At 71.1% G+C, this 21,823-nt stretch carries 20 protein-coding genes; 12 read left to right on the top strand and 8 right to left on the bottom strand.

Features of this window, described 5'->3' with window-relative positions; genetic code table 11:
- Positions 1-6: 6 nt before the first annotated feature.
- Positions 7-1,551 (bottom strand): DUF6056 family protein, encoded by a 1,545-nt coding sequence (locus AB0D94_RS20230; protein WP_362053506.1) that lies wholly within the window; start codon positions 1,549-1,551, stop codon positions 7-9.
- Between the two features lie 261 nt (positions 1,552-1,812).
- Between AB0D94_RS20230 and AB0D94_RS20225 the strand changes: the two genes are divergently transcribed.
- Positions 1,813-3,288 carry a hypothetical protein gene (locus AB0D94_RS20225; RefSeq protein WP_362053503.1) on the top strand — a complete coding sequence of 492 codons (1,476 nt, stop codon included), beginning with the start codon at positions 1,813-1,815 and terminating at the stop codon, positions 3,286-3,288.
- A gap of 31 nt (positions 3,289-3,319) precedes the next feature.
- Here AB0D94_RS20225 and AB0D94_RS20220 read toward each other — a convergent pair whose 3' ends face one another.
- Positions 3,320-3,805, bottom strand: coding sequence for a hypothetical protein (locus AB0D94_RS20220; RefSeq protein ID WP_362053500.1), 486 nt, complete (start codon positions 3,803-3,805; stop codon positions 3,320-3,322).
- A 97-nt stretch (positions 3,806-3,902) separates the two neighbouring features.
- Complete coding sequence (locus AB0D94_RS20215) at positions 3,903-6,029, bottom strand: PIG-L family deacetylase (protein ID WP_362053497.1); 2,127 nt, start codon at positions 6,027-6,029, stop codon at positions 3,903-3,905.
- Positions 6,030-6,572: 543 nt separating this feature from the next.
- Here AB0D94_RS20215 and AB0D94_RS20210 point away from each other — a divergent pair.
- From AB0D94_RS20210 to AB0D94_RS20190, 5 genes are all read left to right on the top strand, one after another.
- The gene (locus AB0D94_RS20210; RefSeq protein ID WP_362053494.1) at positions 6,573-6,872 is read left to right on the top strand and encodes a hypothetical protein; all 300 of its coding nucleotides are present in this window, start codon (positions 6,573-6,575) and stop codon (positions 6,870-6,872) included.
- Between the two features lie 44 nt (positions 6,873-6,916).
- Positions 6,917-7,162 (top strand): hypothetical protein, encoded by a 246-nt coding sequence (locus AB0D94_RS20205; protein ID WP_362053491.1) that lies wholly within the window; start codon positions 6,917-6,919, stop codon positions 7,160-7,162.
- 273 nt (positions 7,163-7,435) lie between these two features.
- Positions 7,436-7,942, top strand: coding sequence for a C40 family peptidase (locus AB0D94_RS20200; RefSeq protein WP_362053488.1), 507 nt, complete (start codon positions 7,436-7,438; stop codon positions 7,940-7,942).
- Between the two features lie 19 nt (positions 7,943-7,961).
- Positions 7,962-9,263, top strand: a complete 1,302-nt coding sequence (locus AB0D94_RS20195; RefSeq protein WP_362053485.1) for a ClC family H(+)/Cl(-) exchange transporter — start codon at positions 7,962-7,964, stop codon at positions 9,261-9,263.
- A gap of 198 nt (positions 9,264-9,461) precedes the next feature.
- A complete protein-coding gene (locus AB0D94_RS20190) occupies positions 9,462-9,767 on the top strand; it encodes a hypothetical protein (protein ID WP_362053482.1) in 306 nt (101 codons plus the stop codon).
- A gap of 85 nt (positions 9,768-9,852) precedes the next feature.
- Here the strand turns inward: AB0D94_RS20190 and AB0D94_RS20185 are convergent, their stop codons facing one another.
- Together AB0D94_RS20185 and AB0D94_RS20180 are read right to left on the bottom strand one after the other, a co-directional pair.
- Positions 9,853-11,010 carry a hypothetical protein gene (locus AB0D94_RS20185; protein ID WP_362053479.1) on the bottom strand — a complete coding sequence of 386 codons (1,158 nt, stop codon included), beginning with the start codon at positions 11,008-11,010 and terminating at the stop codon, positions 9,853-9,855.
- A gap of 18 nt (positions 11,011-11,028) precedes the next feature.
- Positions 11,029-12,093 carry a gluconolaconase gene (locus tag AB0D94_RS20180; protein ID WP_362053476.1) on the bottom strand — a complete coding sequence of 355 codons (1,065 nt, stop codon included), beginning with the start codon at positions 12,091-12,093 and terminating at the stop codon, positions 11,029-11,031.
- A 423-nt stretch (positions 12,094-12,516) separates the two neighbouring features.
- Here AB0D94_RS20180 and AB0D94_RS20175 point away from each other — a divergent pair, with 423 nt between their 5' ends.
- The 3 genes from AB0D94_RS20175 to AB0D94_RS20165 all read left to right on the top strand — a co-directional run bounded on the left by AB0D94_RS20175 (position 12,517) and on the right by AB0D94_RS20165 (position 14,535).
- Complete coding sequence (locus tag AB0D94_RS20175; protein WP_362053473.1) at positions 12,517-13,359, top strand: 2OG-Fe(II) oxygenase; 843 nt, start codon at positions 12,517-12,519, stop codon at positions 13,357-13,359.
- 445 nt (positions 13,360-13,804) lie between these two features.
- Complete coding sequence (locus tag AB0D94_RS20170; RefSeq protein WP_362053470.1) at positions 13,805-14,077, top strand: hypothetical protein; 273 nt, start codon at positions 13,805-13,807, stop codon at positions 14,075-14,077.
- Positions 14,078-14,199: 122 nt separating this feature from the next.
- A complete protein-coding gene (locus AB0D94_RS20165) occupies positions 14,200-14,535 on the top strand; it encodes a YnfA family protein (protein ID WP_362053467.1) in 336 nt (111 codons plus the stop codon).
- 56 nt (positions 14,536-14,591) lie between these two features.
- Here the strand turns inward: AB0D94_RS20165 and AB0D94_RS20160 are convergent, their stop codons facing one another.
- A complete protein-coding gene (locus tag AB0D94_RS20160) occupies positions 14,592-14,768 on the bottom strand; it encodes a hypothetical protein (protein WP_362053464.1) in 177 nt (58 codons plus the stop codon).
- A gap of 141 nt (positions 14,769-14,909) precedes the next feature.
- Here AB0D94_RS20160 and AB0D94_RS20155 point away from each other — a divergent pair, with 141 nt between their 5' ends.
- Together AB0D94_RS20155 and AB0D94_RS20150 are read left to right on the top strand one after the other, a co-directional pair.
- On the top strand, positions 14,910-18,050 hold the full coding sequence (locus tag AB0D94_RS20155; RefSeq protein WP_362053461.1) for a DUF4132 domain-containing protein: 3,141 nt from the start codon (positions 14,910-14,912) through the stop codon (positions 18,048-18,050).
- 57 nt (positions 18,051-18,107) lie between these two features.
- Positions 18,108-18,596, top strand: a complete 489-nt coding sequence (locus tag AB0D94_RS20150; protein WP_362053458.1) for a hypothetical protein — start codon at positions 18,108-18,110, stop codon at positions 18,594-18,596.
- A 161-nt stretch (positions 18,597-18,757) separates the two neighbouring features.
- Here the strand turns inward: AB0D94_RS20150 and AB0D94_RS20145 are convergent, their stop codons facing one another.
- Positions 18,758-19,264: a carboxymuconolactone decarboxylase family protein gene (locus AB0D94_RS20145; RefSeq protein WP_362053455.1), complete on the bottom strand. Its 507-nt coding sequence runs from the start codon at positions 19,262-19,264 to the stop codon at positions 18,758-18,760.
- A 168-nt stretch (positions 19,265-19,432) separates the two neighbouring features.
- Between AB0D94_RS20145 and AB0D94_RS20140 the strand changes: the two genes are divergently transcribed.
- Positions 19,433-20,398: a glycosyltransferase family 2 protein gene (locus AB0D94_RS20140; RefSeq protein ID WP_362053452.1), complete on the top strand. Its 966-nt coding sequence runs from the start codon at positions 19,433-19,435 to the stop codon at positions 20,396-20,398.
- A gap of 28 nt (positions 20,399-20,426) precedes the next feature.
- Here AB0D94_RS20140 and AB0D94_RS20135 read toward each other — a convergent pair whose 3' ends face one another.
- Positions 20,427-21,653, bottom strand: a complete 1,227-nt coding sequence (locus tag AB0D94_RS20135; protein WP_362053449.1) for a hypothetical protein — start codon at positions 21,651-21,653, stop codon at positions 20,427-20,429.
- Positions 21,654-21,823: the final 170 nt, after the last annotated feature.

The raw sequence follows: 21,823 nt of genomic DNA, 5'->3' as shown, positions 1-21,823 counted from the left end.
CGCGGCTCAGGAGCGGTGGATCCGGTCGATGCCGTACCACCTCGACACGCAGGCGGCGACCCAGTCCCGCTCGTAGTCCCCCGTGAAGAAGGGCTCGGCGAGCCCGCCGATGTACAGCGGCCGGTAGCCCACGTCCGTGGCCCCCCGCGCGGCCTCGGCCCGGATGCGGGAGTTCTGGGCGTCCCATGCCACGGAACGGGCGACCGTGGTGGTCGTGAGCTGCTGGACGCCGGGGACGAGGGCGGCCACCGAAGCCAGCGCCAGGCAGCCCGCCGCCACGGCGCCGGTCACGAGGACCGCGTCGGCGGTGCGGCGGCGCGAGAGCCACCGGCCACCCCACGCTCCCAGCAGCGCGCCGTAGCCGCAGAGCGCCAGTTCCATCGGTACGAGGTAGCTCGTCCAGGTCCGGGCGTACGTCCACCCGCTCGGGCCGTACCCGCTGCGCAGGCCCACCACCACCGCGAACGACCCCAGCACCACAACGGGCACCGGGAGCAGCAGCATGGCGACCAGCACCTTGCGGGGGACGGCCCGCCGCGGCTCCAGCTTCCCGGGCCCGGGCCCGGGCCCGCGGACCCCGATCGCCAGGCCCAGGAGGACGCCCACGGCGGCGGCTCCGAGGTAGGCCCACTGGCCGGTGACGGAGTCCCACATGTGCAGCCAGTCCGCGAAGGTGCCCCGGAGTTCGCCCGGGGACAGCATGGACTCCTCGTCCGGCTGCTGGGCCCGGCGCCACCGGGCGCCGGGGGAGGTGTAGAGCGCGACCAGACCGCAGACGAGGCCGGTGCACCAGAGCAGGCACCAGGTGAACGGACGCCAGTTCCGCGCCAGCCCGAGGCGGGGCAGGCACAGCAGCCCCACCCCGGCGGCGAGCAGTCCGCTGACGAGCGCGAACGGTTCGCTCAGCGTGCCCAGCGCGAAGCCGATGAGGAATGCCGAGGCGAAGCCCGCCCTGCGGACTCCGGCACGCGGATGGCGTACGGTCCGCACGGCCAGCAGGAGCGCCCAGACGCCGATGACGCTCGGAAGGGTGTGGGAGATCGTCGCCGGGGCCCACAGGAGCACCTGATAGCTGCGGGTGCCCCCGAAGTAGAGCAGCGCCTGGACGACCAGGGCGCAGGCGGTCAGGACCAGCAACCGGGGTCTGCCGCCGAGGAACCGGACGAACTCCCGCCCCAGCAGGACCAGTCCTGCGGTGAAGGAGACGGCGATGACCGTCGGCAGGATCTTGGTCCCGGCCAGCCCGTCGCCGTAGACGACACCGCTCAGGAAGGCGTTGGCGATCCTGCCGTTCTGGGTCAGGTAGAAGTCGGACGTGATGCCGAGGACGCCCAGATCGCGGGCCTTCCACGCGGCGCACCAGTCGTCGGACGTGGGCCGTACGTAGAGACCGAGGAAGCAGCCGACGGAGATCAGGGCTCCGGCCGCCGCGACGAGCGTCGCCCCGGCCGCCGGGAGGAGCCCGCGCAGGAGGGGACGGCGGCCGGTTGCGCGGCCCACCGCGGAGGAAGGGGTCCGGACGTCCTCGCCCTCGATCGCAGCCGTGCTCATCCACCACCCCTTCGCAGCGGGGCCCGGCCGGCGGGGCGGCCGATGCGCCGCCGACCGCGGTGACCGCACGGGCCCGCGAGCCCCATGATGTGCACGGCGCACCGCGACCGGCATCCGGGGTGCGCCAGGACGGTTACGCAGCACCGGGGTCGTGTCGTCGCACTCACCCGGGCGGCGGGCGTTCCGTGGCAGCCCTCGCACGGCTCTCCCAGGATGGGGAATGCCGTCCACGCGTACGCGGGTCCGGCGGAGGGAGTGACGATGCCCGGTGTCCTGCTCGGCCGTTGGGCGGTCGTCACGGCTGCCCTGGCGAGCGTCGCCGTCCCCCTGTGCGCCGCCGGCCACCATGCCGGGCGGCACACCGGCACCGCGCGGCCGGCGCTCGTCCGGCCCGTGGGCCACCAGAGCCGCGGTGAGGCGGAGGGCAGCTACGCGCCCCTGTCGATGCTCGCCGCCCCCACCGTCGGCCTCCTGTCCAACACGACCGCCGCCGAAGGCGTGCCGGCGGCCGTCGCCAAGGGCGCGCGGTACGTCGAGGGGAGCAACGTCCTGCGGCTGGCCTCCGGTCGGTGGATGTACCTGCCCGCCGCCGCGAAGGCGTCGGCCGTGGTCGCCCCCGGCCATCCGCCGGCCCGGCGGCAGATCGCGCAGAGCCGCGCCTGGCTGGCCTCCGGCCGGGTCCCGGGCAGGTCGCCCGCGCAGCGCGCGGCGGCCGAGCGGGCCCTGCTGTCCATGCGCGCCCTGCTCCAGCCGAACGGCGCCATGGCAGCGGGGTGGAGTCCCGGCTGGAAGTACTCCTGGCCGCGCGACTCCAGCTTCGCCTCCGCCGCGTTCGCGCACACCGGCCATGACGCCGAGGCCTACCGCATCCTGCGCCACAGCGCCGCGACCCAGCGCAAGGACGGCACCTGGGAGGCGCGGACGAAGCTCGACGGAACCGGCCCGCCCGACGGCAGGCGGTGGCAGCTCGACGCCGACGGCTGGGTCCCCTGGGCCACCTGGCAGTGGTACCGAACGGCCCCGCGGGCCACCCGCCACGCCCGGCTGATCACCCTCTACCCGATGATCCGCAAGGCGGCCGACCACGCCGCGGGCTCCCTGCGGAAGGACGGCCTGCCACCGGCCTCGCCCGACTACTGGGAGCTGATGACGACCACCGCGAACATCGGTACGGCCGCGCCGCTGCTCGCCGGACTCAACGCCTCCGCGGACCTCGCCCGGGAGGTGGACAGACCGGACGACGCGGCGCGCTGGGCACGGGCCGCGCGGCGGCTCTCCTCCGGGATCTCCGCGCGGTTCCTTCCGCTGGGCTACCAGCGCACCGTCGACGGACGGCACGGGCACGACAGCGCGGTGGCGTTCATGGCGCCCCCCTTCAACGAGGCCCCCGCCGGCCTGCCCGAGGCCCTGGACGCCACGTACCGGGCGCTGCTCCTGCCCAACGGCGGGCTGACCCCCGGGAACGACCCCACCGCGCCCTGGGGCGGGAACGCCTGGACGCCCAGTACGGCGTTCTTCGCGCTCGCGTGGGCCGCTACGGGGAGGCCGGCGAAGGCCGGGCAGGTCCTGGACTGGCTCCTGTCCAAGAGGAACGCGCTCGGCGAGCTGCCGGAGAAGGTGGACAGGGAGGGCAGGCCCTCCTCGGTCGCTCCCCTCGCGTGGACGGGCTCCATCACCGTCCTGTCCCTCGTGGCGCTCGACGGCACGGTGCTCCCCACCCCGCCCCTGCGGCGGTAGTGGCCGCGCTGGGGGGCGTACCGGCAGGGGCTCAGACGGGCTGGATGCCGTCACCCGGCGGCGGGGCGGTGCGGACCCTCGTCAGCGCGGCCAGGAGGTGTCGATAGGCGAGCCGCTCGGCGGCCACCGCCCGCCCGAGGGGGAGGTGGTGCGGATCACGGAGTGACCGGGCCTGTGCGGCGGCGGTGAGGCGGAGTTCCCTCGCCCGCCGCACCTCGTTCCTGGCCTCGACGTACGCGTCGTCGAGGAGCTCGTGGTCGAGGACCTCGGCGAAGGCGCGCTCCGCCAGGGCGTCGAGCCGGTCGAGGTCGCCGGCGCAGTCGTCGGGGGCCGTCCCGGTACAGCCTTCCTCCAGGGTTCGCGACAGCGATCCCAGGGTCGCCCCGAGCTCCGGGTAGCCCCAGGCCGGAGCGGCGTCGTTCCTGCACCCGGTGGCTACGGCCATCAGCACGGCGACGGAGGCCACGGCGCGGACCCCCGGTCCCGCGCGCCCGCGCACGGTGGAGCAAGCGGTCATGGGAGCCCCGATCGCCACTGGTCAGGGGGTCAGGCGGTCAGCAGCCGGCCTCGGCCGGGCCGTGACGTGGTCCGTCCGCCATCCTCGCCCGCACCGGTCAGCGCTGCCACCCGGCGCCCGCGCGCCCGGCCTGCGTGATCGTCGAGGGCAGGACCGCCGGGTGCCAGGGGGAGGAGGGCGGGAGACTGTCGAGCGGCTCGGACCCGGCCGGGGGAGCCGTCGTGACGTGCAGGCCGGCGTCCAGGCCGAGGGCTGCGGCGACCGCCGTGCCGTCCGGCTCGGCCACGGCAGCCGGTGCTCCCGTGTAGAGCACCTGGGACCCGTACCAGGACGGCTCACCGGCCGGGCCCGACACACCGACCGTGCCCGCGCCCGTGCGGCCCGCGAGCACGTGGCCCGCGACGCCGACGGCTCCGTAGCCGCCCTCGCCGCCCGCTTCGGTGACGGGAGAGAACGTCGGCGCGGGCCCGCCCGCGGTGGCCAGACTCGTACGGACGGTGCCCGTGCCGGGCCGGCGGAAGTACAGGCGGACGCCGTCTTCCTGCGGGCTCGCCGAGAGCGGACCGGTGGTGGCCGGCAGACCGGTCGGGAAGGGGCCGCTGAAGGGGGCGTCCGGGGCCGGCTGGATCCAGGCGAGCACGCCCTGGGCCGTGGCCGCGTACACGTGGCGCCGCCCCGCCCCGTCGGTCGCGGTGACCGGCTCGCCCTGCAGACCGGCGCCGCCCAGGGCCTGCCACGCGCCGAAGGCGCCGTCCGGCGCCGCCTGGGCGCGGGCGCGCAGGGTGCGCCCGGAGTCGCGTACGTACACGGTCATCCGGCCCGTGCGGTCCACGGCGACGGACGGTGCACTGATCGCCGAGGTGCCCGATATGTCGTCTGTGTCCGGGGTGCCCAGCGACTGCCAGGGGCCGAAGGCACCGCCGGGCGCGGCCTGGACGGCGTACACGAGGCCCCGCCCGTACTCCTGGGGCGTGGCGCCCAGCGTGGTGCGGGTGCCGAAGACCGCGATCCTGCCGTCGGGGAGCCGGGCCGCCGTCGCGCCCGCGTCGATCCCGGAGCCGGGGAGGAACTGGGGCCCCTGCCAGGGGGCCTTGGGGCCGCTGCGCGACCAGTACGCCATCCGGCCGTCCAGGACGGCGAAGGCCCACAGCCGGCCGGAGACGCCCTCGGTCATCCAGGAGGTGCCGTCGCCTCGGCTGTAGCGGATGGTCTGGTTCCAGCCGGCGCCGGTGGGCCGGGTCGCGGTCTTGCGGTCGCCGCAGCCGGCGGGGCTGCCGCACCAGTCCTGGTGGTCCGTCCAGGCATAGGTCTTGAGGTAGCCGAGCTTCTCCTCGGCCGCCTGCGGGTCGAGCGTCGGAGGCAGGGCGCTGTTGGGGTAGCTCACGTAGTTCTGGACCGAGAAGTGCGGCCGGTCCGGGGACTTCGCATAGCGGTCGGCCGCGGCCTGCACGAAGCGGGCGCCGTACATGTGGTCCTGGTGGTCGTGGAAGGCGCCGCCGCCCTGCGACCGGCCGGGCGTCGGGTCCTGCGTCCGTATCGTGGTCGGCCGGTACATCGCGAAGACGCCCGCTATGGCCTCCACGGCCTGCTCCTTGGTGTAGGAGAACCAGGGCCCGACCGGCGTCCCGGAGGTCAGCTGGGCGCCCAGGGCGGAGACCCGGCCGTCCCACAGGCCGCGCAGGCTGTCCGGATTGTCGCCCGAGATGCTGCGAGCCTCACGCAGCTGCATCCACACCAGGCTGACCTCGGGCCGGGCGACGAGGACGTCCACCTCGGCGCTGCCCCCGCCGGTGGTGGGTACGGACTTGCGCTCCCACGCGCCGGCGCGGTCACCGGTGGCCATCTGCGCGTAGGCGGCCCGGATGCCGTTCTGCCGGGCCTCCGCGTAGGCGGCGTGGTCGGCCGGCTGCTCGGGGTCCTCCAGGTGCGGGCTGTGGGCCTCGTTCCTGCCGTCGGACTCACCGGAGGTCAGGTAGACGGTGGCGACCTTGCCGCCGGCGGCTATGGAGCGGCTCACGTCGGGGTTCATGAAGAAGAGGTCGTCGTCGGGGTGCGCGACGACCTGAACGACCGTGCCCTGGGTCACACTCGGGCGGAAGCCCGCCTCGGGGGCCGTCTGCTCCGGGGCGCTCCCGTATCCGTAGGCCCAGGTCGTGACCCCGGCGGCGCCGACGGTGAACGCGGCGAGCAGGGCCGCGAGGCGGGTGCGGCTGGCCAGGGACATTTACAGCGCCTTGAAGATCGGACCGGGTGCGGAATTCCGCCGAGGGGATGAGTCGGTGCCCCGATGGCTCCACCACTTCCGGAGACGACCGGGCCCGATTATGCAACGCGCCTTTTCGGCTGACACACCATCAAGGGCCTTATGGAGGCAAAGGAAGTGAATGCGCTGTATTGGTGACTTGTCCTATTTCGGATTGTTTGAACAGTGGTTACGGCGGGGTGGAGAGGTGATTTCCATCTCCTCGCGCAGCTGCCCGACCTCATTTCTCGCGAGGGCCGTGCCCTCAAGCGGGAAGGTGTGATGAGTGACACTTGAATGCGAAAGTCGGGGGAGCGGTCGATCTCGGCGCCGCCTGCCACGACGAACTCGTCGACAGCCTGAAAGCCCCACGCAGGGGAACGGACCGAGCTCGCGCCGGGCGCGGCGGGGCACGTCCGCCTCGGGACCGGCCGTCGGCGTGCGGCGGGAGCCCCGCCGGGGCACGCTGGTCGTGGAGCTGCCTGTCTCCTGACCGGCAGTGCGGCCAGGAAAGGACGGTCGGCGATGTTCGCGAGGCTGAGCACCTACCAGGGATCACCCGTTCCCGCAGGGGGAGAACTGACCGCGAATTCGGAAGCGATCGTCAAGCAGGTCCAGGAGCTTCCGGGCTTCCGGGGCGTCTACTACCTCATCGACCGGGCCTCGGGGACGGCCAAGTCGTTGACCTTGTGGGAGGACGAGCAGACGATGGAGGCGAGCGAGAGCTACGCCACCCGTATCCGCGAGGAATCCGCCCAACGGGAGGGCCAGCGGATCGTCTCGGTCGAACGCTTCGAGGTGGGTTTCAGTCACCTGGAATCATGACGGTGTGCTGTTCGCCCTGAAGCCTGTCCTGCGTGGAGCCGGCCGTGGCCGGTACCGCATCGGTGCGCCGGTCGATCCGTACGCGCCGCCTCATGCCCGCGCCGCCGCCAAGGCGGACGCGGGCCTTCGTCCGTCCGGCGCCGTACGCGAGCGTTGACGCCCTCGACGCCGCGACTCCACGCCTCCACACCACCGATGACGAACTCTTCGCCGTCTACGGCGAGATGCTCGCCGCCCTCCACGACGCCCGCGTCTGCCGCGCGCCGGCGTCCGGTTGCCAACCCGCTTGACCCGTAGGCCCGGTCGGCCGCGCCAGCGGTCGTGACGCCGGTGGAGAACGGGCGCGGTAGTGCTTTCGGCGAAGCGTCACCAGGGGTGTTTTTTCCATATGTTCGCGGATTTTGTTGCAGAACCGATACAGCGCAACCCATGTCGGAAGTGGATTACCGACGGCATCGGAGAAAACTGGTCCGCCGCAACGCGTCAGGAATCACGTCACTGAAAGCAGGACCTTCACAGGTATCCGATCGACCGCTACTGCATTCGAACGCGGAGGTACCACGATGTCCGTCTCCAGGACCGACTCCCGTCAGGACCGACAGGCTCACCGAGTTGTTCGCCGTGCCGCCAGATTCCGGCCCCCTCGCGTCTTGTTGCTTCTCTGCCTCCTGACGGCCGGCACATTGGCCGGCCCCATCGAGCCCGCCGAAGCGGCCACTCCGTACGGCGCCAAAGCGGTGGCCGTGGCCGCTTCCAAGAACGGGGCTCCCTATGCCCGAGGAGCAACTGGACCGAAACGGTTCGACTGCTCGGGCCTGACGCTCTATTCCTTCCGGAGAGCCGGAAGACAGTTGCCCCGTACCGCCGAGCAGCAGTACGAGCACACCTCCCGCATTCCTCGGAACAAACGCGCATTGGGGGATCTGGTGTTCTTTCCCAAGGGCTCGACCATGGAGCACGTGGGCATCTACGCGGGCCACGACAAGATCTGGCACGCCCCCCGCCCGGGCACCCGGGTACGACTGGAACGGATCTGGAGCGCCAACGTCCGTTACGGGCGCGCCGGGTGACCTCTCGCGGGAACGCCGGGTGATCGGCCCTCGGGCACGCCGCGGACCGGCCGTCTACCTCGTCGCGGCGGTGGCGGGCTGCCTCGTCGGGCTGGTCGGCGGCGGGTTCCGCTGGTGTCTAGTGCGGGCCGAGGAGTTGCGCGGCTCACTGCTGGGCGCCTCGGAGCAGCTGGCCGGTCCCGGCTGGCTGCTCCCGGTCCTGTGCACGGCTACAGGCGCCGCCGTCGCCTGCGCCATCGCCCAGCGGGTCCCGCTGGCCGCCGGCAGCGGGATCCAGGACGTCGAAGCCGTGTGGCGCCATGAGCGGGAGCCGCAGCCGCTGCGGCTCCTGCCCGCCAAGTTCGCGGGCGGCCTCATCGCCCTGGGTTCGGGCCTCGTGCTCGGGCGGGAGGGGCCGACCGTGCACATGGGCGCGGCGATCGGGGCGGAGGCGGGGCGCCGCGCACGGATGGACCCGCGCGACATCACCCTGCTGCACACCTCGCTCGCCGGCGCCGGCCTCGCGGTGGCCTTCACCGCCCCCCTCGGCGGAGTGCTGTTCGTCTGCGAGGAAGTGACCGAGGTGGTCAGGGCGCGCCTCGTCCTCCTCACCCTCATCGGCACCGCCACGGCCGTCGGCTGCTCCCAACTCCTGCTGGGCGACGGGCCCGTGTTCCGGATCCCCGCCCTTCCCGATCCGCAGATCGCGCTCCTGCCCGTCTTCCTCCTGTTCGGCGCCGCCACGGGCGTCCTGGGGGCCGCGTACAACCGTCTCGTCGTCGGTGTGCTGGCCTTCTGCGATCGAGTGACCCGGGTCGGCCCGGTCGCCCGGGCGGCCGTCATCGGGGCCGTCGTCGGTCTCCTGCTCGGTATCGACCCGCTCCTGGCCGGCGGCGGGGACCAGGTGAGCGGGCGCCTGCTGAGCGGAGACATTCCTCTGGTCCCCGTACTCGCGGTGTACCTCGTGCTGCGGTTCGTGGCCGGTCCGCTCAGCTACGCCGCCGGCACGCCGGGAGGGCTGTTCGCCCCCCTGCTGGCACTGGGAGCCCTGTGGGGGGCCCTCGTACACGGGCTCGCGCTGCCATTCCTCCCGGGCGGGAGCTCAGGTGCCGTGCCCTTCGCGATCGCCGGCATGGCCGCGATGTTCGCCGCGTCCGTCAGGGCCCCCGTGACGGGGCTCGTGCTCACCGTGGAGATGACGGGGGCCACCTCGCTGCTCGTGCCCCTCCTCGCCGCCTGTTTCGCCGCGACACTGACCGCCGACCGGATGGGGAGTGTGCCGATCTACGACAGCCTGCGCCTGCGCTCGGCGAAGTGGAACAGGCCCCCGGAAACCTCGTAGTAGACCAGCGCGGGATCAGCGCGAGACCAGCGCGCAGACCGTGTTCTCGGCCTGTCGGGCACCTGCCCCGGCGCCGTGCTCTACTCGTATGGAGTATGAGGCGTCGAAGCGACGGGAAGAGGCTGGTCTCGCCGACTGCGGGACGATGTCGTGGAGGCGTCAGGTCGGTCACGGTCCTCGTAGGAAAGGACGATGCTGATGGCTTGGGCGTCATGGACGACGACCGGCGTCTTCTCGGGCGCCGGAGGAATCCTCACGGAGGAGCTGGGCGCCATCTCCGGAGATCTGACGGTGCACACGACCTGGACGGGCCTGCACGCGCAGCTGGCGGTGCAGTACACCGGGTCCTCGGAGTGGTTCACGTTGCGGGGGAGCCCGTTGCACTGCACCTCGGAGCACGAGAGCCGCGCAATGCACCAGCGGCTGGTGGAAGCGGTGCGCAAGGGCGGTGGGCAGGACGCCACCGCCGCCGACGGCGTCCCCGAGGACGGGCGAGCCGCCTGACGGGGCCCGATCGACGGGCCCCGTCAGGCGTGCTGATGAACGCGGACGGTCGTGGACTCGGGTGCTACCACCCAGTCCGGATCGCCTAGGCCACGACCTTGCCGACACCGCCCATGGCCTGGGCGGCACGGTGGTTGATCTGCCACAGCTGGCCTTCACGGTTGCTGACGTAGATCCAGCCGTTGACGGTGTCCAGTGCGAGGCCCTCGCACGTCCCCAGGCCGGTGGCCACCACGCGCTGCGCGCCGTCCGCGAGGGTGATCTCGTACAGGCGCCCGTTCACGTGGTCGATGGTGTACGCCCGGCCGGCGCCGTCGAGGGCCACGCGGATGGTGCTCGCTCCGGGAAGGCTGGTCACGACGCGGTGGGTGCGGTCGGCCAGGTCCACCTCGTACAGCTTGCCGCCGTTGTCCTTCTGGCCGATGTACGCCTTGCCCCGCCCGTCCAGCGCCACTCCGCCGATGCCCTGCCCCAGGCCGGTGGCGATCGTCTGCTTCTGCCCGCCCGGCAGGTCGACGGCGATCAGCTGCCCGTGGAGCCAGCTGGCGACGTAGGCCTTGCCCGCCGGGTCGAGCGCGACGCCGTACGCGCCCGATACGTCGGCGATCTTGCGGGAGGAGCCGCTGGACAGGTCCACCGCGAGCAGGCGCCCGCCGCCGTAGTCGGTCGAGTAGGCGGTGCCCTGGCCGTCCAGCCGCACATCGCCGATGTCGCCCAGGGTGCTCGCGGCCACCCGCTGGGCGCCGGTGTCGACCTTCACCGCGGAGAGCTTCTGGCCGCCCCGGTCGGCGACGTACACCGTGTTGAGCGACGGGTCGACCGCCAGGCCTTCGGATGTGCCCAGACCCGTCGTGAGGAGGGCGTAGCCCCTCCTGTCACCGATGAGCTTCGACAGGTCTTCGAGCCTCGGCATGTCTTCGTCGCTGATACTCACCTTCGGAGGTCCGAAGGCCTTCGTGGTCGACGAGGCCATGCCGGACGCCGAACCGGGGTCTTCCGAGACCTGGCGCTGCGCGGCCGCCGCGCCCTGGGCGTTCTGGAAGAGCGGGCCCAGGAAACCCATGACGTCGAACGCACCGTGCGCGGTCTGGCGCACGAGCCACGGGTCGCGCTCGCTCTCCAGCTTGCGCACGGCCTCCGAGACGTCACCGGCTCCCGGAGTGTCGTCGTTGAGGGCCTGAGCGGACTTGTCGGCGGAACCGGCTTCGTCGCCGCCGTTGTCGAAGATGTTCTTGAAGGACATGGGTTTCCCTCCCGACCCCTAGAGGGGCTGCTTCTGGTTCTGGTAGTCGAGTACTTCCGGCTGGAAAACCCGGTGTTCTCCGGTACGGACAGCGACGATTTCGGCCGTCCCCTTCTGCATGGACCGCTTTCCTTCGTCGGCCAGGTCGAAGCGGCTGGAATCGAAGGAGGCCTCGCCGAGTTTCCACGCGATGACCCGGGAGTACTTCGGTTCGGCGGCCTGCGGGGGAGTCTCCTTGACCGCCACGGGCTCGGGGTAGTACAAGGCGACCCAGCCGCCGAAGGTGACGGGGAATTCGTAGTCGAACTGGCGGATCTGACGCCGCGTCGTGGCCATGACGTCTGCCCGGCTGCTGATTTCGAAGCTGACCGAAGACTGGTGCTTCCATTCGGTGGTCAGTGAACCACTGACGGATCCGGTGATCCCGAGCAGGAGCTCTCCCCACAACTCCCCGGTGCCGGTGACGGAACTCGTGGATGTGGTGTTGCTCGTCGCTTCCGTCTGGGACTCCGTGTTGACGCCTTGATTGTCCTTGCTGTTGAGCAGAGTTGTCTTCTGGTACTGCTTCATCTCCATGCTCTTCTGGAGCTGTTGCTGGAGCGATGCGATGGACTTCGCCCCGAAGGTGAGCTTCACCTCCCCTTGGAGCGACCAGCTGATCGTGTTCGAGATCGCGAATTCGACCGTGTCCGTCACGGTGATTTTGATCGGGTCGGTGCCATTGACGTACGTCTGCTTGGAGATCATGTCGGGAGGGGGCTGCTGGATGTCGCTCCGTTCCTCGACGACCGGTACGCCGACATTCATGTAGGCGCGCCAGCCGCGCTCGTGCGCGGTCTGCTCTTCCGTGGGGAAGGCGCCGTACCGCACCTTGTTCAGGGAGAACCCGATCGGGTCGATCTGCTCACCCCCGCCCTGGGGGGTCCGCTTGAGCACCTTCCGCAGTTGGTTCCGCTGCAGGATGCCGGCGGCCCTGGCGGCGATTTCCAGTTCCTCTTGATTCCGCGTGGTCAGCGGGTGGCGCATGAATACGTCGTTGATGTAGGCCGTTCCCACATCGTTCCTCGCGCTGCTGTTGCCCATGCCCTTCAGCCCTCCCTGTGTAGCTGATCAGTGACGCTACGCATTCGGCGGCGGATGGACACCGAGCAGAACTCGCCATTGGGTGAGAACCGGACAGATGCCGCTGACCAGGCGTTTGTTCGCATGGGGGGCGGGCGATTTCCCGGGCCCGGGCGCTCCTCCCGCGGGCGCAGCGCCTTGATCTTCGGGGCCAAGATCAACAAGGGTGGGGCGCCGTGGCGGTCGGCATGACCGGGCGCGCGAGGTGTCCGGATCTACGGTCCCGTGGCCACGGGCGCTGCCCGGCCCGCCTCTTCCGGCTCGATCTTGCCTCTGCCACATGTCGACTCCGCCGCGTCGACTGCCGATGCCACCTGGCGAGACCCCCGTGCGCCCCCACGTGCCCCTACGGCGGGGCGGGCCGCTCACGTACGGTTCCGGGCCATGAGCGCACACGCGATGGAACCGGCCATGCCGACGGAAATCGGCCCCCGGACGCTGCCGTTCACCGACCAGTGGTCCCCGATGCTCGCGATACCCGCACCGGTCTGCCGCCTGGAGAACTTCCTGGGCGCGGAGCGCGCCGACGCCCTCCTGGAGTACGCCGTCTCGCGGCAGGCCGACTTCAGCGCGGGAACCGTCGTGGACCCGCTCAGCGGGCAGGTCTCCCACAAGGGACGGGACTCCCTGGTCCTCCCCGTCACCAGCGAGGTGTTCAGCCGTCACCTCGCCGACTGCCTGCCCCTGGTCCAGGAGGTCCTCGGTCACCAGGCCCCGCTCACACAATCCCTGACCGTCCTGACGGCCCATGGGGAAGGCGGGCACTACGGCATCCACACCGATGCGACACGGGTTCGGGACGTGAGCACGGCCCTGTCCGCGGTGTACTACCTCCACCGCAGGCCCCGGGGCTTCGGCGGCGGCCAGCTCCGCCTGTACGACACGACGGTCCACAACGGCACGGTGCGACCGGCGGACTCCTACCGCATCGTCGAACCGGAGCACGACACCATCGTCTTCTTCCCGGCCGGCGCCTTCCACGAAGTCATCCCGTCCACCTGCCCGAGCGGGCGGTTCGCCGACTACCGGTTCACCCTCACCACATGGATCTCCGGCCATGAAGCGACGCCGGCGCCGTCGGACCTGTCCCCGGTCTGGCACTGGCTGGCCCGCGCTGCCGACCACACCCGCCCGGTGGAAGGCATTGGACGCGACCACGACGGGGCCACCCCCGCCACCCTTCCGCCGGCCCATCCCGCCACCCGACTCACCGTCTCCCGCACGTGAGTTGACCCGGACGCACGCCCCGAAGCACGGCGAAATGCGGCGGCAGGCGTGCCCGTCAGGTCACGAGCCGGAATCGACCTCTCAGCCGTTGCAGCCCATCCGAGAACCGTCGGAGGCCGCCTCGGCGGACCAAATGGACCAGACCCGGGAGCCTGGCCCGGCGGGCTCCGGGCCCGGCTCCACCACCGGCCGGCCAACGGGCCTGGTGCGCAGCGGGGAGGCTGACCAGCAGGCCGGTGCAGCCACGGCCCGGCCCTGCGGGTGCGCGCGGCAGGGGGCTGCTCTAGCGTCGGAGGAGGGAGGGGAGGTTCTTCCGAGCCAGTCCGGTGCGGGGGCCGGGCCCCGTGGCTGCACGCGGGCCGCGTGCGCTCGGCGCCATTCCCATGCGGATCCGGTACGACCAGGTCCCGGGCCGCGCGGTGATCCCGGAGAGCAGGTACATCCCATGCGCACGTCAACCCGTATCGCAGGCGTCCTCACCGGCCTGACCCTCGCACTCGGTGGCGCGGCCTTCACGGCCCCCGCCGCCCACGCGGACGTCACGGCCTGCATCAACCAGGTCGAGCGGGAGCTACAGGGCGGCGAGGCCCCGGAGTCGGTCCGGGTGGCCTGTTCCGTCGGGTTGGGCGGCGACCACGAGCAGTGTGTGTCCGGTCTGACCGCGGGCGGCGTGACCAACGGAACCGCGGTGAGCGCCTGTCGGGTGGCCCCCGAGTAGGAGAGTTCCGCGCTTCTACTACGAGCGGCGCGGCGAAGACGGCAGGTGGGGACGCGTTCGGCTGCCAGGCTCCGCGTCCCCGCTGAAGATCACCAGCAGCGGCAGCCGGTAGGGTCGCCGGCATGGTCGTCGCTCGTTCCGTTGCCCTGTTCGTCGTCGCCGCGCTCTTCGAGATCGGCGGCGCCTGGCTGGTCTGGCAGGGCATCCGCGAACACAAGGGCTGGATCTGGATCGGCGCCGGCGTCATCGCCCTCGGCCTCTACGGAGTGGTCGCCACCTGGCAGCACGACGACAACTTCGGCCGCATCCTCGCCGCCTACGGCGGGATCTTCGTCGCCGGGTCCATCGCCTGGGGCATGGTCGCCGACGGCTACCGCCCCGACCGCTGGGACGTCATCGGCGCCCTGGTCTGCCTGGCAGGGATGGCCGTGATCATGTACGCCCCCCGAGGCAACTGACTGACTGACTGACTGACTGGCTGGCTACGCATGTCCGGGTGCGCCGTGCGAGGTGGTCATCCGGTGAGGGTGACGCAGGGCAGGCCCACGCTGGAGCCCCCGCGGAAGCCCTCCGCGCAGAGCCGGGTGCCCGCGGGGAAGTGCCGTTGGGGGTACGCCTGGTCCCGGTAGGTCCTGAACTTGGCGACGTCCTCGACCTTGGTGTCGGCGCTCCAGCCGTTGGTGGTCCACACGCGTGCGCGGATGCGGTTCGGCGATGCACCGCACCAGACGACGCGGGCTGATCCACGAAGATCGCCCGGACAGGACCTAGTAGGTTGTTTACCGCCTGCTCCGGGAAGCGCGGGCAACGATGCACCACGGGGGTACACACGATGAGTTCGACCAGCGCATGGAGGACTGTCGGGGACCATGAGCTGACACTCGATCCCTGGGCCGGGCCGAAGCCGGTGCTCCGCTGCCGCACCGCGGCGGGGCGCGAGCTGAAGAAGGTGCCGCCTGCCCTCAAGGACGAGCCGCTGGTGCGGGAGCTGACCGCGCTGGCGGAATGGATCGGGGACCATGCCGCCCAGGCGCTGACGAGTGTCGAGCGGTGGATGACGCAATCCCTGCCGGTGCCCGCCGCGTTGATACGGCAGGTGTGGCCGGACCCGTACTGGCAGCGCGCCCTGCGGTACGCGGTGATCGCGCCGTGCCTCGGGGCCGGGGACGGGGCGCAGGACGGGCTGGGGGACGCGGCGGGCGGGCCGGACGTGCGGCGCGCCGGGATGCTCACGGGCGTCGCGCCGCGCCCGGGCGGTGCGCTGATGGTGACGGGGCTCGACGGGGAACGCGAGCTGGACGACGCCGTCGTCGTGATCCCGCATCCGGTGCTCCTCGATCCGCGCGGCACCGGGCTGCTCGAGCGCTGGCGGAAGCTGCTGGATCCGCTGGGCGGGGAGCAGGGGATCGAGCAGCTGAACCGTGCGGTGTACGTACGGCCGGACTGCTCGCCTGCGCCGGGAGCACGGAGCACACGGGCGGGGATCACGGTCTTCGACGGGGCCGCGTACGAGTCCGGTGCACGCTTCGAGAACCTGGTGACGAGGTTCGGCGGACGGATCGGCGGGGAGCGTGCCGGTTTCACCTTCGGGCACCGGGGACGGGCGTACGGCATGGTGGCCGACCTGCGCTACCAGGGACCCGTGGCGCCGGTGAACCTGCATGACTTCTGGTTCACCGAAGGCCAGGGGCGGCAGGGATCAGGGGCGTACGACGCGGTGCCCCGGACCGTCTGGTCCGAGGGGATCCGAGCGATGGCAACCCTCTACGACGAGCGCGAGGCCCCAGCGGGGCGCTCGTCTGCGGCCGTGCCGGCCGACGCGGCCTCCGGGTACCAGTCCTTTCTCGTCGCGTGCGCGGAGTACGCCGCGGCGGGCGCACCGGAGGCGGGATCCCCGAAGCCGCGGCAGCCTGCGGCCGCAGGTCAGCTCCTCGCCGCGGGCGCGGTGCTGGCGGGCGAACCTGCCGGCCCGGACGAGGAGCTGCTGACCGCGCGCCGCTACCGATCGCCCTTGGCGGCGGACGGCGGGTGTTTCGTACGGCTGGTCGTGACGCGGGCGGTCGGTGCGCAGGACGCGGTGGCGCGGGCGCTGGGCCTGGAGCCGGAGGCGGGCGAGGCCGCGCCGGTGGGCAAGGCGCCGGTGCGGCCCCTGGACTTCCTGTCCCGGGTCTGCCGGGTGCACCCGGAACTGGCACGGCAGGCGATGGGGCTGCTCGCTCCGCTGCGCACCTGCGAGAAGACGGCCGGGACGAAGCCGGGCCGGGCGGCGACCCAGCTCCAGGCGAGTCTGAAGAAGCTGACCGCACCTCACCCCGAGCTCCTGCCGTACGCCCTGGACGAGGGCGCGCGGATCGTGGCCGCGGCGGGCAGTGTCGCGATGGCCAGGCCGCTCTACACCGAGGCCCGGGCCGCCGAGAAGCGGCTGGGCGGCATCGACGAGCGTGCGCTGCGGGAGCTCGTCTCGGAGTCCGGCGCGCTCGGCGTCGTCGACGAGAAGCTGCTCAGGCAGTACCGGGACGACATCGCCGCGCGCTCGTCGGCCGCCGAGGCGTACGAGGGCTACCGCGGGCTCGTCCTCGAGTGGTGCCGCAGGGAGAGCGGTATCCCCACGTCCTTCGACCGGGACGGGGTCACGCACCACCGGCAGCGGGACATCCCCGCGTCCTTCGCCGACGAGCTGGCGGAGGGATGCGACAGCCCGCTGGCTGCCGACGACGCCAACACCGAGATCTTCCACCTGCTGCTGCGCAACGGCGGACTGGAGAGGGCGGCGGCGCCCGTGTGGGAGGCATGGGCGGCTCCTCTGGAGCGGGACCTGGCCGAGCACCCCGACACGGCGGGACACCTGCGGACCCACCTGCCGGAGCCCCGAAGCTCCTCGGCCGCGGCGAAGACCGGGGCCGCGGAGGCATGGCTCGCCCTGATGGCACGCGTCGGCCTGCTGGAGCGGTTCACCGGGGGGACGGGGCCGGTCTCCGCCGAGTCGGCGCAGGACGCGAACGCCTGGCTGACGCTGTTCCTCCGGCGCTACGCCGGACTACGGGAGCCCGTCGCCGGCCTGGAGCCGGTGGTGGCATCGATCGCGGCACGGATGCGAGAGGCGGGCGAGACCCGTGAGCCCCTGCTGGGGCTGCGGAGCGAATCGCTGGGGGGCGATTTCTGGGGCGTCGGGGTCGATCTCGGGCTGCTCGCCCTCATGAAGCGGGTGGGAATGCCGCTCGGTGAGCCGGGGGACGAGCAGCGCGTCTTCGCCCTGCAGTGGATACAGCGGCGGGGGACCGCCGGTGTCGAATCCGTACTCGCCGACCCCTCCTTCCGGGAGCCGATCCGCGCCGAACTGACCGACGCCGTGCGGGGGAGCCTGGGATACACCGTCACACGTCACCGCCTGACGCCGTTCCCGAAGGTCACCAAGCGGGTGGCCGCGCTGGAACCCCTGCGGGAGCTGATGGCCGGGATCCTCGACGCGCGGGCGCGGCGCGTACGGGAGGGCGGCGCGGACGGTCTGTTCGCCCTCCAGGACCTACTGCTCCATGTGGAGCCCTTCGTCGTCGCCGGGGCTGCGAAGCCCTTCGACGAGTACGTACAGGAGGCACTGGCCGCCGAACCGGCCGCCCTGCTGGCGGAGACCCTGCGTGCCCGCTGCCTCGCCCGCGGGCACGACGGCGACCGGACGGCCGCATGCGGACTGCGGGAGGTGACGGTCGACCACGCGCGGGAACTGCTGGAGTCGACGGACGCGGCCGTACGGCACCGCCATGCGCAGATGTTCGCCGTGGAGCCGGCCACCCGCAGGAGCAGGTACCTGGAGTTCCGCCCGGGAGGCGGGTTCGCGCAAGACCTGCTGCCAGGGATCGAGGCGGCGCTGCCGGAGATCGTGGACGACGCCTGCCGATCGCGGGCCCTGGGGGTTGTGCAGGGCGTGCTGTGGTGCGAGATGTGGCAGGCGACGCTCCGGCGGTTCGCGCGCTGACACCGGGTCCGGAAAACCAGGTGCATCCGGCCGCGACCGTCTCCTAGCGTTCCGGGCATGCGCGTCATTTTCACCAAGGGCCCCGGTACGAGCTACGAGATTGCGGTGCACCGCGAAACCGGGGCCGAGCTCGCCCCGCGTAACGGACCCGGCGGGCACCCGTATCTCCCGCACGACCTGGTGCACTTCCTGGTCGAGGCGGAGGCAGGTATCAAGCTCGGGGTCTACGGGCGGCTGGCCGCGGGCGACAACGGGCTGTTCTGGCCCGTCGACCCCGCGGAGCGCGCCAAGGCCATGCGGCGCCGCAAGTCGAAGCCGGTGAAGCCGTCCCCCCAGGCGCAGGCGGACATGGCCCGCTCGGAGGAGCTGGCGGGCATGGCCGTACCGGTGTGGGAGGTGCGGCACGGCCATGCGCGGGAGCTGCCGGCGTACGTGGCGGTGGGCGAGATTCCCGCGGTGGTCGACCGGATCGTGACCCGGTTCGACGACTACGCCGACCGCTGGCACACGCTGCCCGTCGGGGGTTCGCTGACCCTGACGTGGTGAGGCCGCCTCAGTCCGCCCGGTCCGGCGCCCCTTCGGGAGCAGCACCGACCGTGCGCTAGCGAACCACCGTGGAAGTCGTCGGCGGCAGGGCTGGTTCGTCATGCCGGCCCCCGGCCCGGGCGACGCCCGGGGGCCCAGCTGACCGGGCCCCTGGGCGGGTCTCACACCCAGGGGTCGGTGAAGGACCGTCCGGGGACCGGCTTGGTGATGAGGGCGATGGCCGTGAAGAAATTGACCTGCCCGATGGCGATGGTCAAGGTGGCGAGCGCCTTTTCGTCGTAGTGCTCGGACACCTGGGCGTACAGCTCGTCGGACACCCGCTCGCCGTGTGCGGACGGCTGGAGGACCGCTTCCACCAGAGCGAGCGCGGCCCGCTCGGCACCCGTGAAGTACGGTGCGTCCTGCCAGGACGCCACCGCGGTGATGCGCTCCTCGGATTCCCCGGCCTTGCGCAGGAAACCCGTGTGAAGAACGGTCAAGTAGGTGTTGCCGGCGATCTGGCCGGCGCGCAGCTGGACCAGACTGATCGTGGTCCGCGGTATCGAGCGGTTGCCGGTGGCCTTGAACAGCGCCGCCGACACCTCCGCCAGCTCGGGTACGAGCTCCAGAGGATCTTGGGACATCCGCGGACGCATCGGTACTTCCGCGGTGATCGAACGCGCTTCCATCCTGGTCTTCCTTCCGAGCTTCATCTCTGTCACCGCTCTGACGGATCACGGCGAACGAATGTGACCGGCCAGGCGTGTCGGAAGGAGGGCGAAGGGTTCAGCCAGGTAGCGCACACCGCCGGGGCGCTCCGGTCTCTCAAAATGCCGGGCTCAGGCGCTTCCCGCATCATGAGTGCTGTGTCCGACACACGCAGGGTATCGATCGCTCTGTCGATCGTGGTTCCCATCTTCAACGAGGAGGAGGCCCTGCCTGTTCTGGCGGCTCGGCTCCGGCCGATCCTGGACGGATGCGGCGAACCGTACGAGGTCCTTGCCGTCGATGACGGCTCGACCGACCGGACGCCCCAGCTGCTGGAAGACCTGCGCGGTGGCTGGCCCCAGCTGCGCATCGTGAACCTCCGGCGGAACAGCGGTCACCAAGCCGCCCTTACCGCCGGATTGCACCGTGCTCGCGGCGCCTATGTGGTCAGCATCGACGCAGACCTCCAGGACCCGCCGGAATCCATCCCCCAGATGCTCGCCCTGGCCCGGGCAGACGGTCTGGACATCGTCTACGGCGTCCGTGTCGACCGCTCCACCGACACCGGATTCAAACGCCGGACCGCCGCCGCCTACTACTGGCTCATGCGCCGCCTCGCAGGCTCCTTCGTCCCCGCTCACGCCGGAGACTTCCGCCTGCTGTCCCGCCCTGTGGTGGACACCCTCAAAACCCTCCCCGAACAGCAGCGCATCTATCGACTGCTCATCCCTTCACTCGGCTTCCCCGGCGGCCAGGTCACCTACCAGCGCGGCGAGAGAGTGGCCGGCACCACCAAATACCCCTTGCACAAAATGATCCTCCTGGCCTTGGACAGCATCACCAGCTTCTCGGCGGTCCCGCTGCGCCTGGCCACGGCGATCGGTGCCTTCAGTCTTGTCGTCTGCCTCGCGTTTCTCGTCTGGACCCTCACCGTCTACGCCACGGGGAACACCCTGCCCGGTTGGACGTCCTTGATCATCACAGTCCTGTTCTTCGGTGCGGTTCAGCTCTTCTGCCTGGGAATGCTCGGGGAGTACGTGGCCCGCATTTACACCGCGGTCCAAGCCCGGCCCATCTATTGCGTCGCTCGCGACACGGACGAAGAACAGCAGTGACGACCGGTTCCTGAGTCCGAATGACCGGCTACACCAGCACCCCGGCGAAAAACATCGCCCCCAGAAGGGCGTACTGGATCGCGCAAAACACCAACAGTGGTACCTGAACCCACCGGGGCATGTGCCTGACCAGCAGGAGTCCGACAAACATTTGCGCATGATTGCGGTACCAGGACATTTCCGCGCCCGCGAAGAACGGTAGGAAGAAGATCGCCACCGTCAGGATCAGGGCAGCCCACTCCTCGACGTCGAGATGACGGCTCCTGATGAGCAGGGCGGCGGCCGTCGCCAGCACGAGCACCAGGAAGGCGATGTCCAGCCAGAGCTGCGTCCTGTGCGCGGCGAGACTGTGCTCCACCAGCCACGGGAGATTCCCCTCGGGCCTGTACCAGTCGCTGAACGGGAAATCGTAGGCGTTCCTCATCTCGTCGAAGGGCTGACGCAGCTCACCTTGCTGGTAGCTGGATTCCTGGATGATCTCGTACGCGTCCCAGCGGCCCGTCGCCTGCCACATCAGCCACTTGCCCCAGAGCACGCCGCAACCGGCGAGAGCTGCCGACAACCCGGCCTTCGCGCACCGCATCGGCCAGGAGTCCCGTTGCCACGCGAAGAACGCGCTCAACAGCAGCATGCCGACAGCTACGGCGCCGACAGGATGGCAGGAGGCCGCCACGAAGCCACCAGCAGCCGCGATTCCCCAGGATCCGCGCTTCACTCCGACGATGCAGACGAGCAGCGCCAGCGTCCCGGTGGCGATCGGGAACATTGCGTGGAGATAGATACCGCCTGGGAATACCGTACCGATGGCGAGGGTAAGGCCTGTGGCCCAGGTGAGCCGGGCGCCGAGCAGCCACCACAACACCGCGAACATGCCGAACAGGGACACTTCGGTGACGACGACAGCGGATATCTCATAGGAAAGCCCGGTGGCAGAAACCGCCCGGACCGACATGGGGTATCCGGGAAACCAGGCCACGTTTCCGCACATGACGTCGCGAAAGTTTTCGTAGCGATCCCGGCACCAGAACATTTCGTAGCCGGTCCGGGCAATGGAAAGGTAGTGTGCGGAATCCCAGCGATGGCGACCTTCTGTGGACCAATAAGCCACTTTGGTTCCATCGCCGGCCACAGATCCTTTCGCGACCAGCCAGGTGACGAGGTTCGCGATCAGCCATGCGACGACCGGCGGCAGCAGGCGATGACGCCAATCGCGGAGCGCCGGCCGGGGAGGTTCCACCAGCGCAGAGTCAGCCATCAGGCACCATGCCGATCACCAGCAGCGCTCGCCGACCCGGCTGCGCTGTACATATGGGAGCGCACCGGTACGGTGCCGTGCTTCACGATCAGTTTGGCGAACGCCCCGCGGAGCTGCATCTGGAAGTACCCGTCCGGCCGAGCGGGATCCGGCAGCGCACACGCCGCACC

This window comes from Streptomyces sp. NPDC048255 (assembly GCF_040652415.1).
GTDB lineage: Bacteria > Actinomycetota > Actinomycetes > Streptomycetales > Streptomycetaceae > Streptomyces.
The sequence above is the reverse complement of the archived record's forward strand: the minus strand, read 5'-3'. Positions and strand labels throughout refer to the sequence as shown.

Bases quoted from the DNA above. Each gene is read 5' to 3' on its own strand.
- AB0D94_RS20230 (WP_362053506.1), bottom strand. From the start codon at position 1,551: ATGAGCACGGCTGCGATCGAGGGCGAGGACGTCCGGACCCCTTCCTCC.
- AB0D94_RS20225 (WP_362053503.1), top strand. From the start codon at position 1,813: ATGCCCGGTGTCCTGCTCGGCCGTTGGGCGGTCGTCACGGCTGCCCTG.
- AB0D94_RS20220 (WP_362053500.1), bottom strand. From the start codon at position 3,805: ATGACCGCTTGCTCCACCGTGCGCGGGCGCGCGGGACCGGGGGTCCGC.
- AB0D94_RS20215 (WP_362053497.1), bottom strand. From the start codon at position 6,029: ATGTCCCTGGCCAGCCGCACCCGCCTCGCGGCCCTGCTCGCCGCGTTC.
- AB0D94_RS20210 (WP_362053494.1), top strand. From the start codon at position 6,573: ATGTTCGCGAGGCTGAGCACCTACCAGGGATCACCCGTTCCCGCAGGG.
- AB0D94_RS20200 (WP_362053488.1), top strand. From the start codon at position 7,436: ATGTCCGTCTCCAGGACCGACTCCCGTCAGGACCGACAGGCTCACCGA.
- AB0D94_RS20190 (WP_362053482.1), top strand. From the start codon at position 9,462: ATGGCTTGGGCGTCATGGACGACGACCGGCGTCTTCTCGGGCGCCGGA.
- AB0D94_RS20185 (WP_362053479.1), bottom strand. From the start codon at position 11,010: ATGTCCTTCAAGAACATCTTCGACAACGGCGGCGACGAAGCCGGTTCC.
- AB0D94_RS20180 (WP_362053476.1), bottom strand. From the start codon at position 12,093: ATGGGCAACAGCAGCGCGAGGAACGATGTGGGAACGGCCTACATCAAC.
- AB0D94_RS20175 (WP_362053473.1), top strand. From the start codon at position 12,517: ATGAGCGCACACGCGATGGAACCGGCCATGCCGACGGAAATCGGCCCC.
- AB0D94_RS20170 (WP_362053470.1), top strand. From the start codon at position 13,805: ATGCGCACGTCAACCCGTATCGCAGGCGTCCTCACCGGCCTGACCCTC.
- AB0D94_RS20165 (WP_362053467.1), top strand. From the start codon at position 14,200: ATGGTCGTCGCTCGTTCCGTTGCCCTGTTCGTCGTCGCCGCGCTCTTC.
- AB0D94_RS20155 (WP_362053461.1), top strand. From the start codon at position 14,910: ATGAGTTCGACCAGCGCATGGAGGACTGTCGGGGACCATGAGCTGACA.
- AB0D94_RS20150 (WP_362053458.1), top strand. From the start codon at position 18,108: ATGCGCGTCATTTTCACCAAGGGCCCCGGTACGAGCTACGAGATTGCG.
- AB0D94_RS20145 (WP_362053455.1), bottom strand. From the start codon at position 19,264: ATGGAAGCGCGTTCGATCACCGCGGAAGTACCGATGCGTCCGCGGATG.
- AB0D94_RS20140 (WP_362053452.1), top strand. From the start codon at position 19,433: ATGAGTGCTGTGTCCGACACACGCAGGGTATCGATCGCTCTGTCGATC.
- AB0D94_RS20135 (WP_362053449.1), bottom strand. From the start codon at position 21,653: ATGGCTGACTCTGCGCTGGTGGAACCTCCCCGGCCGGCGCTCCGCGAT.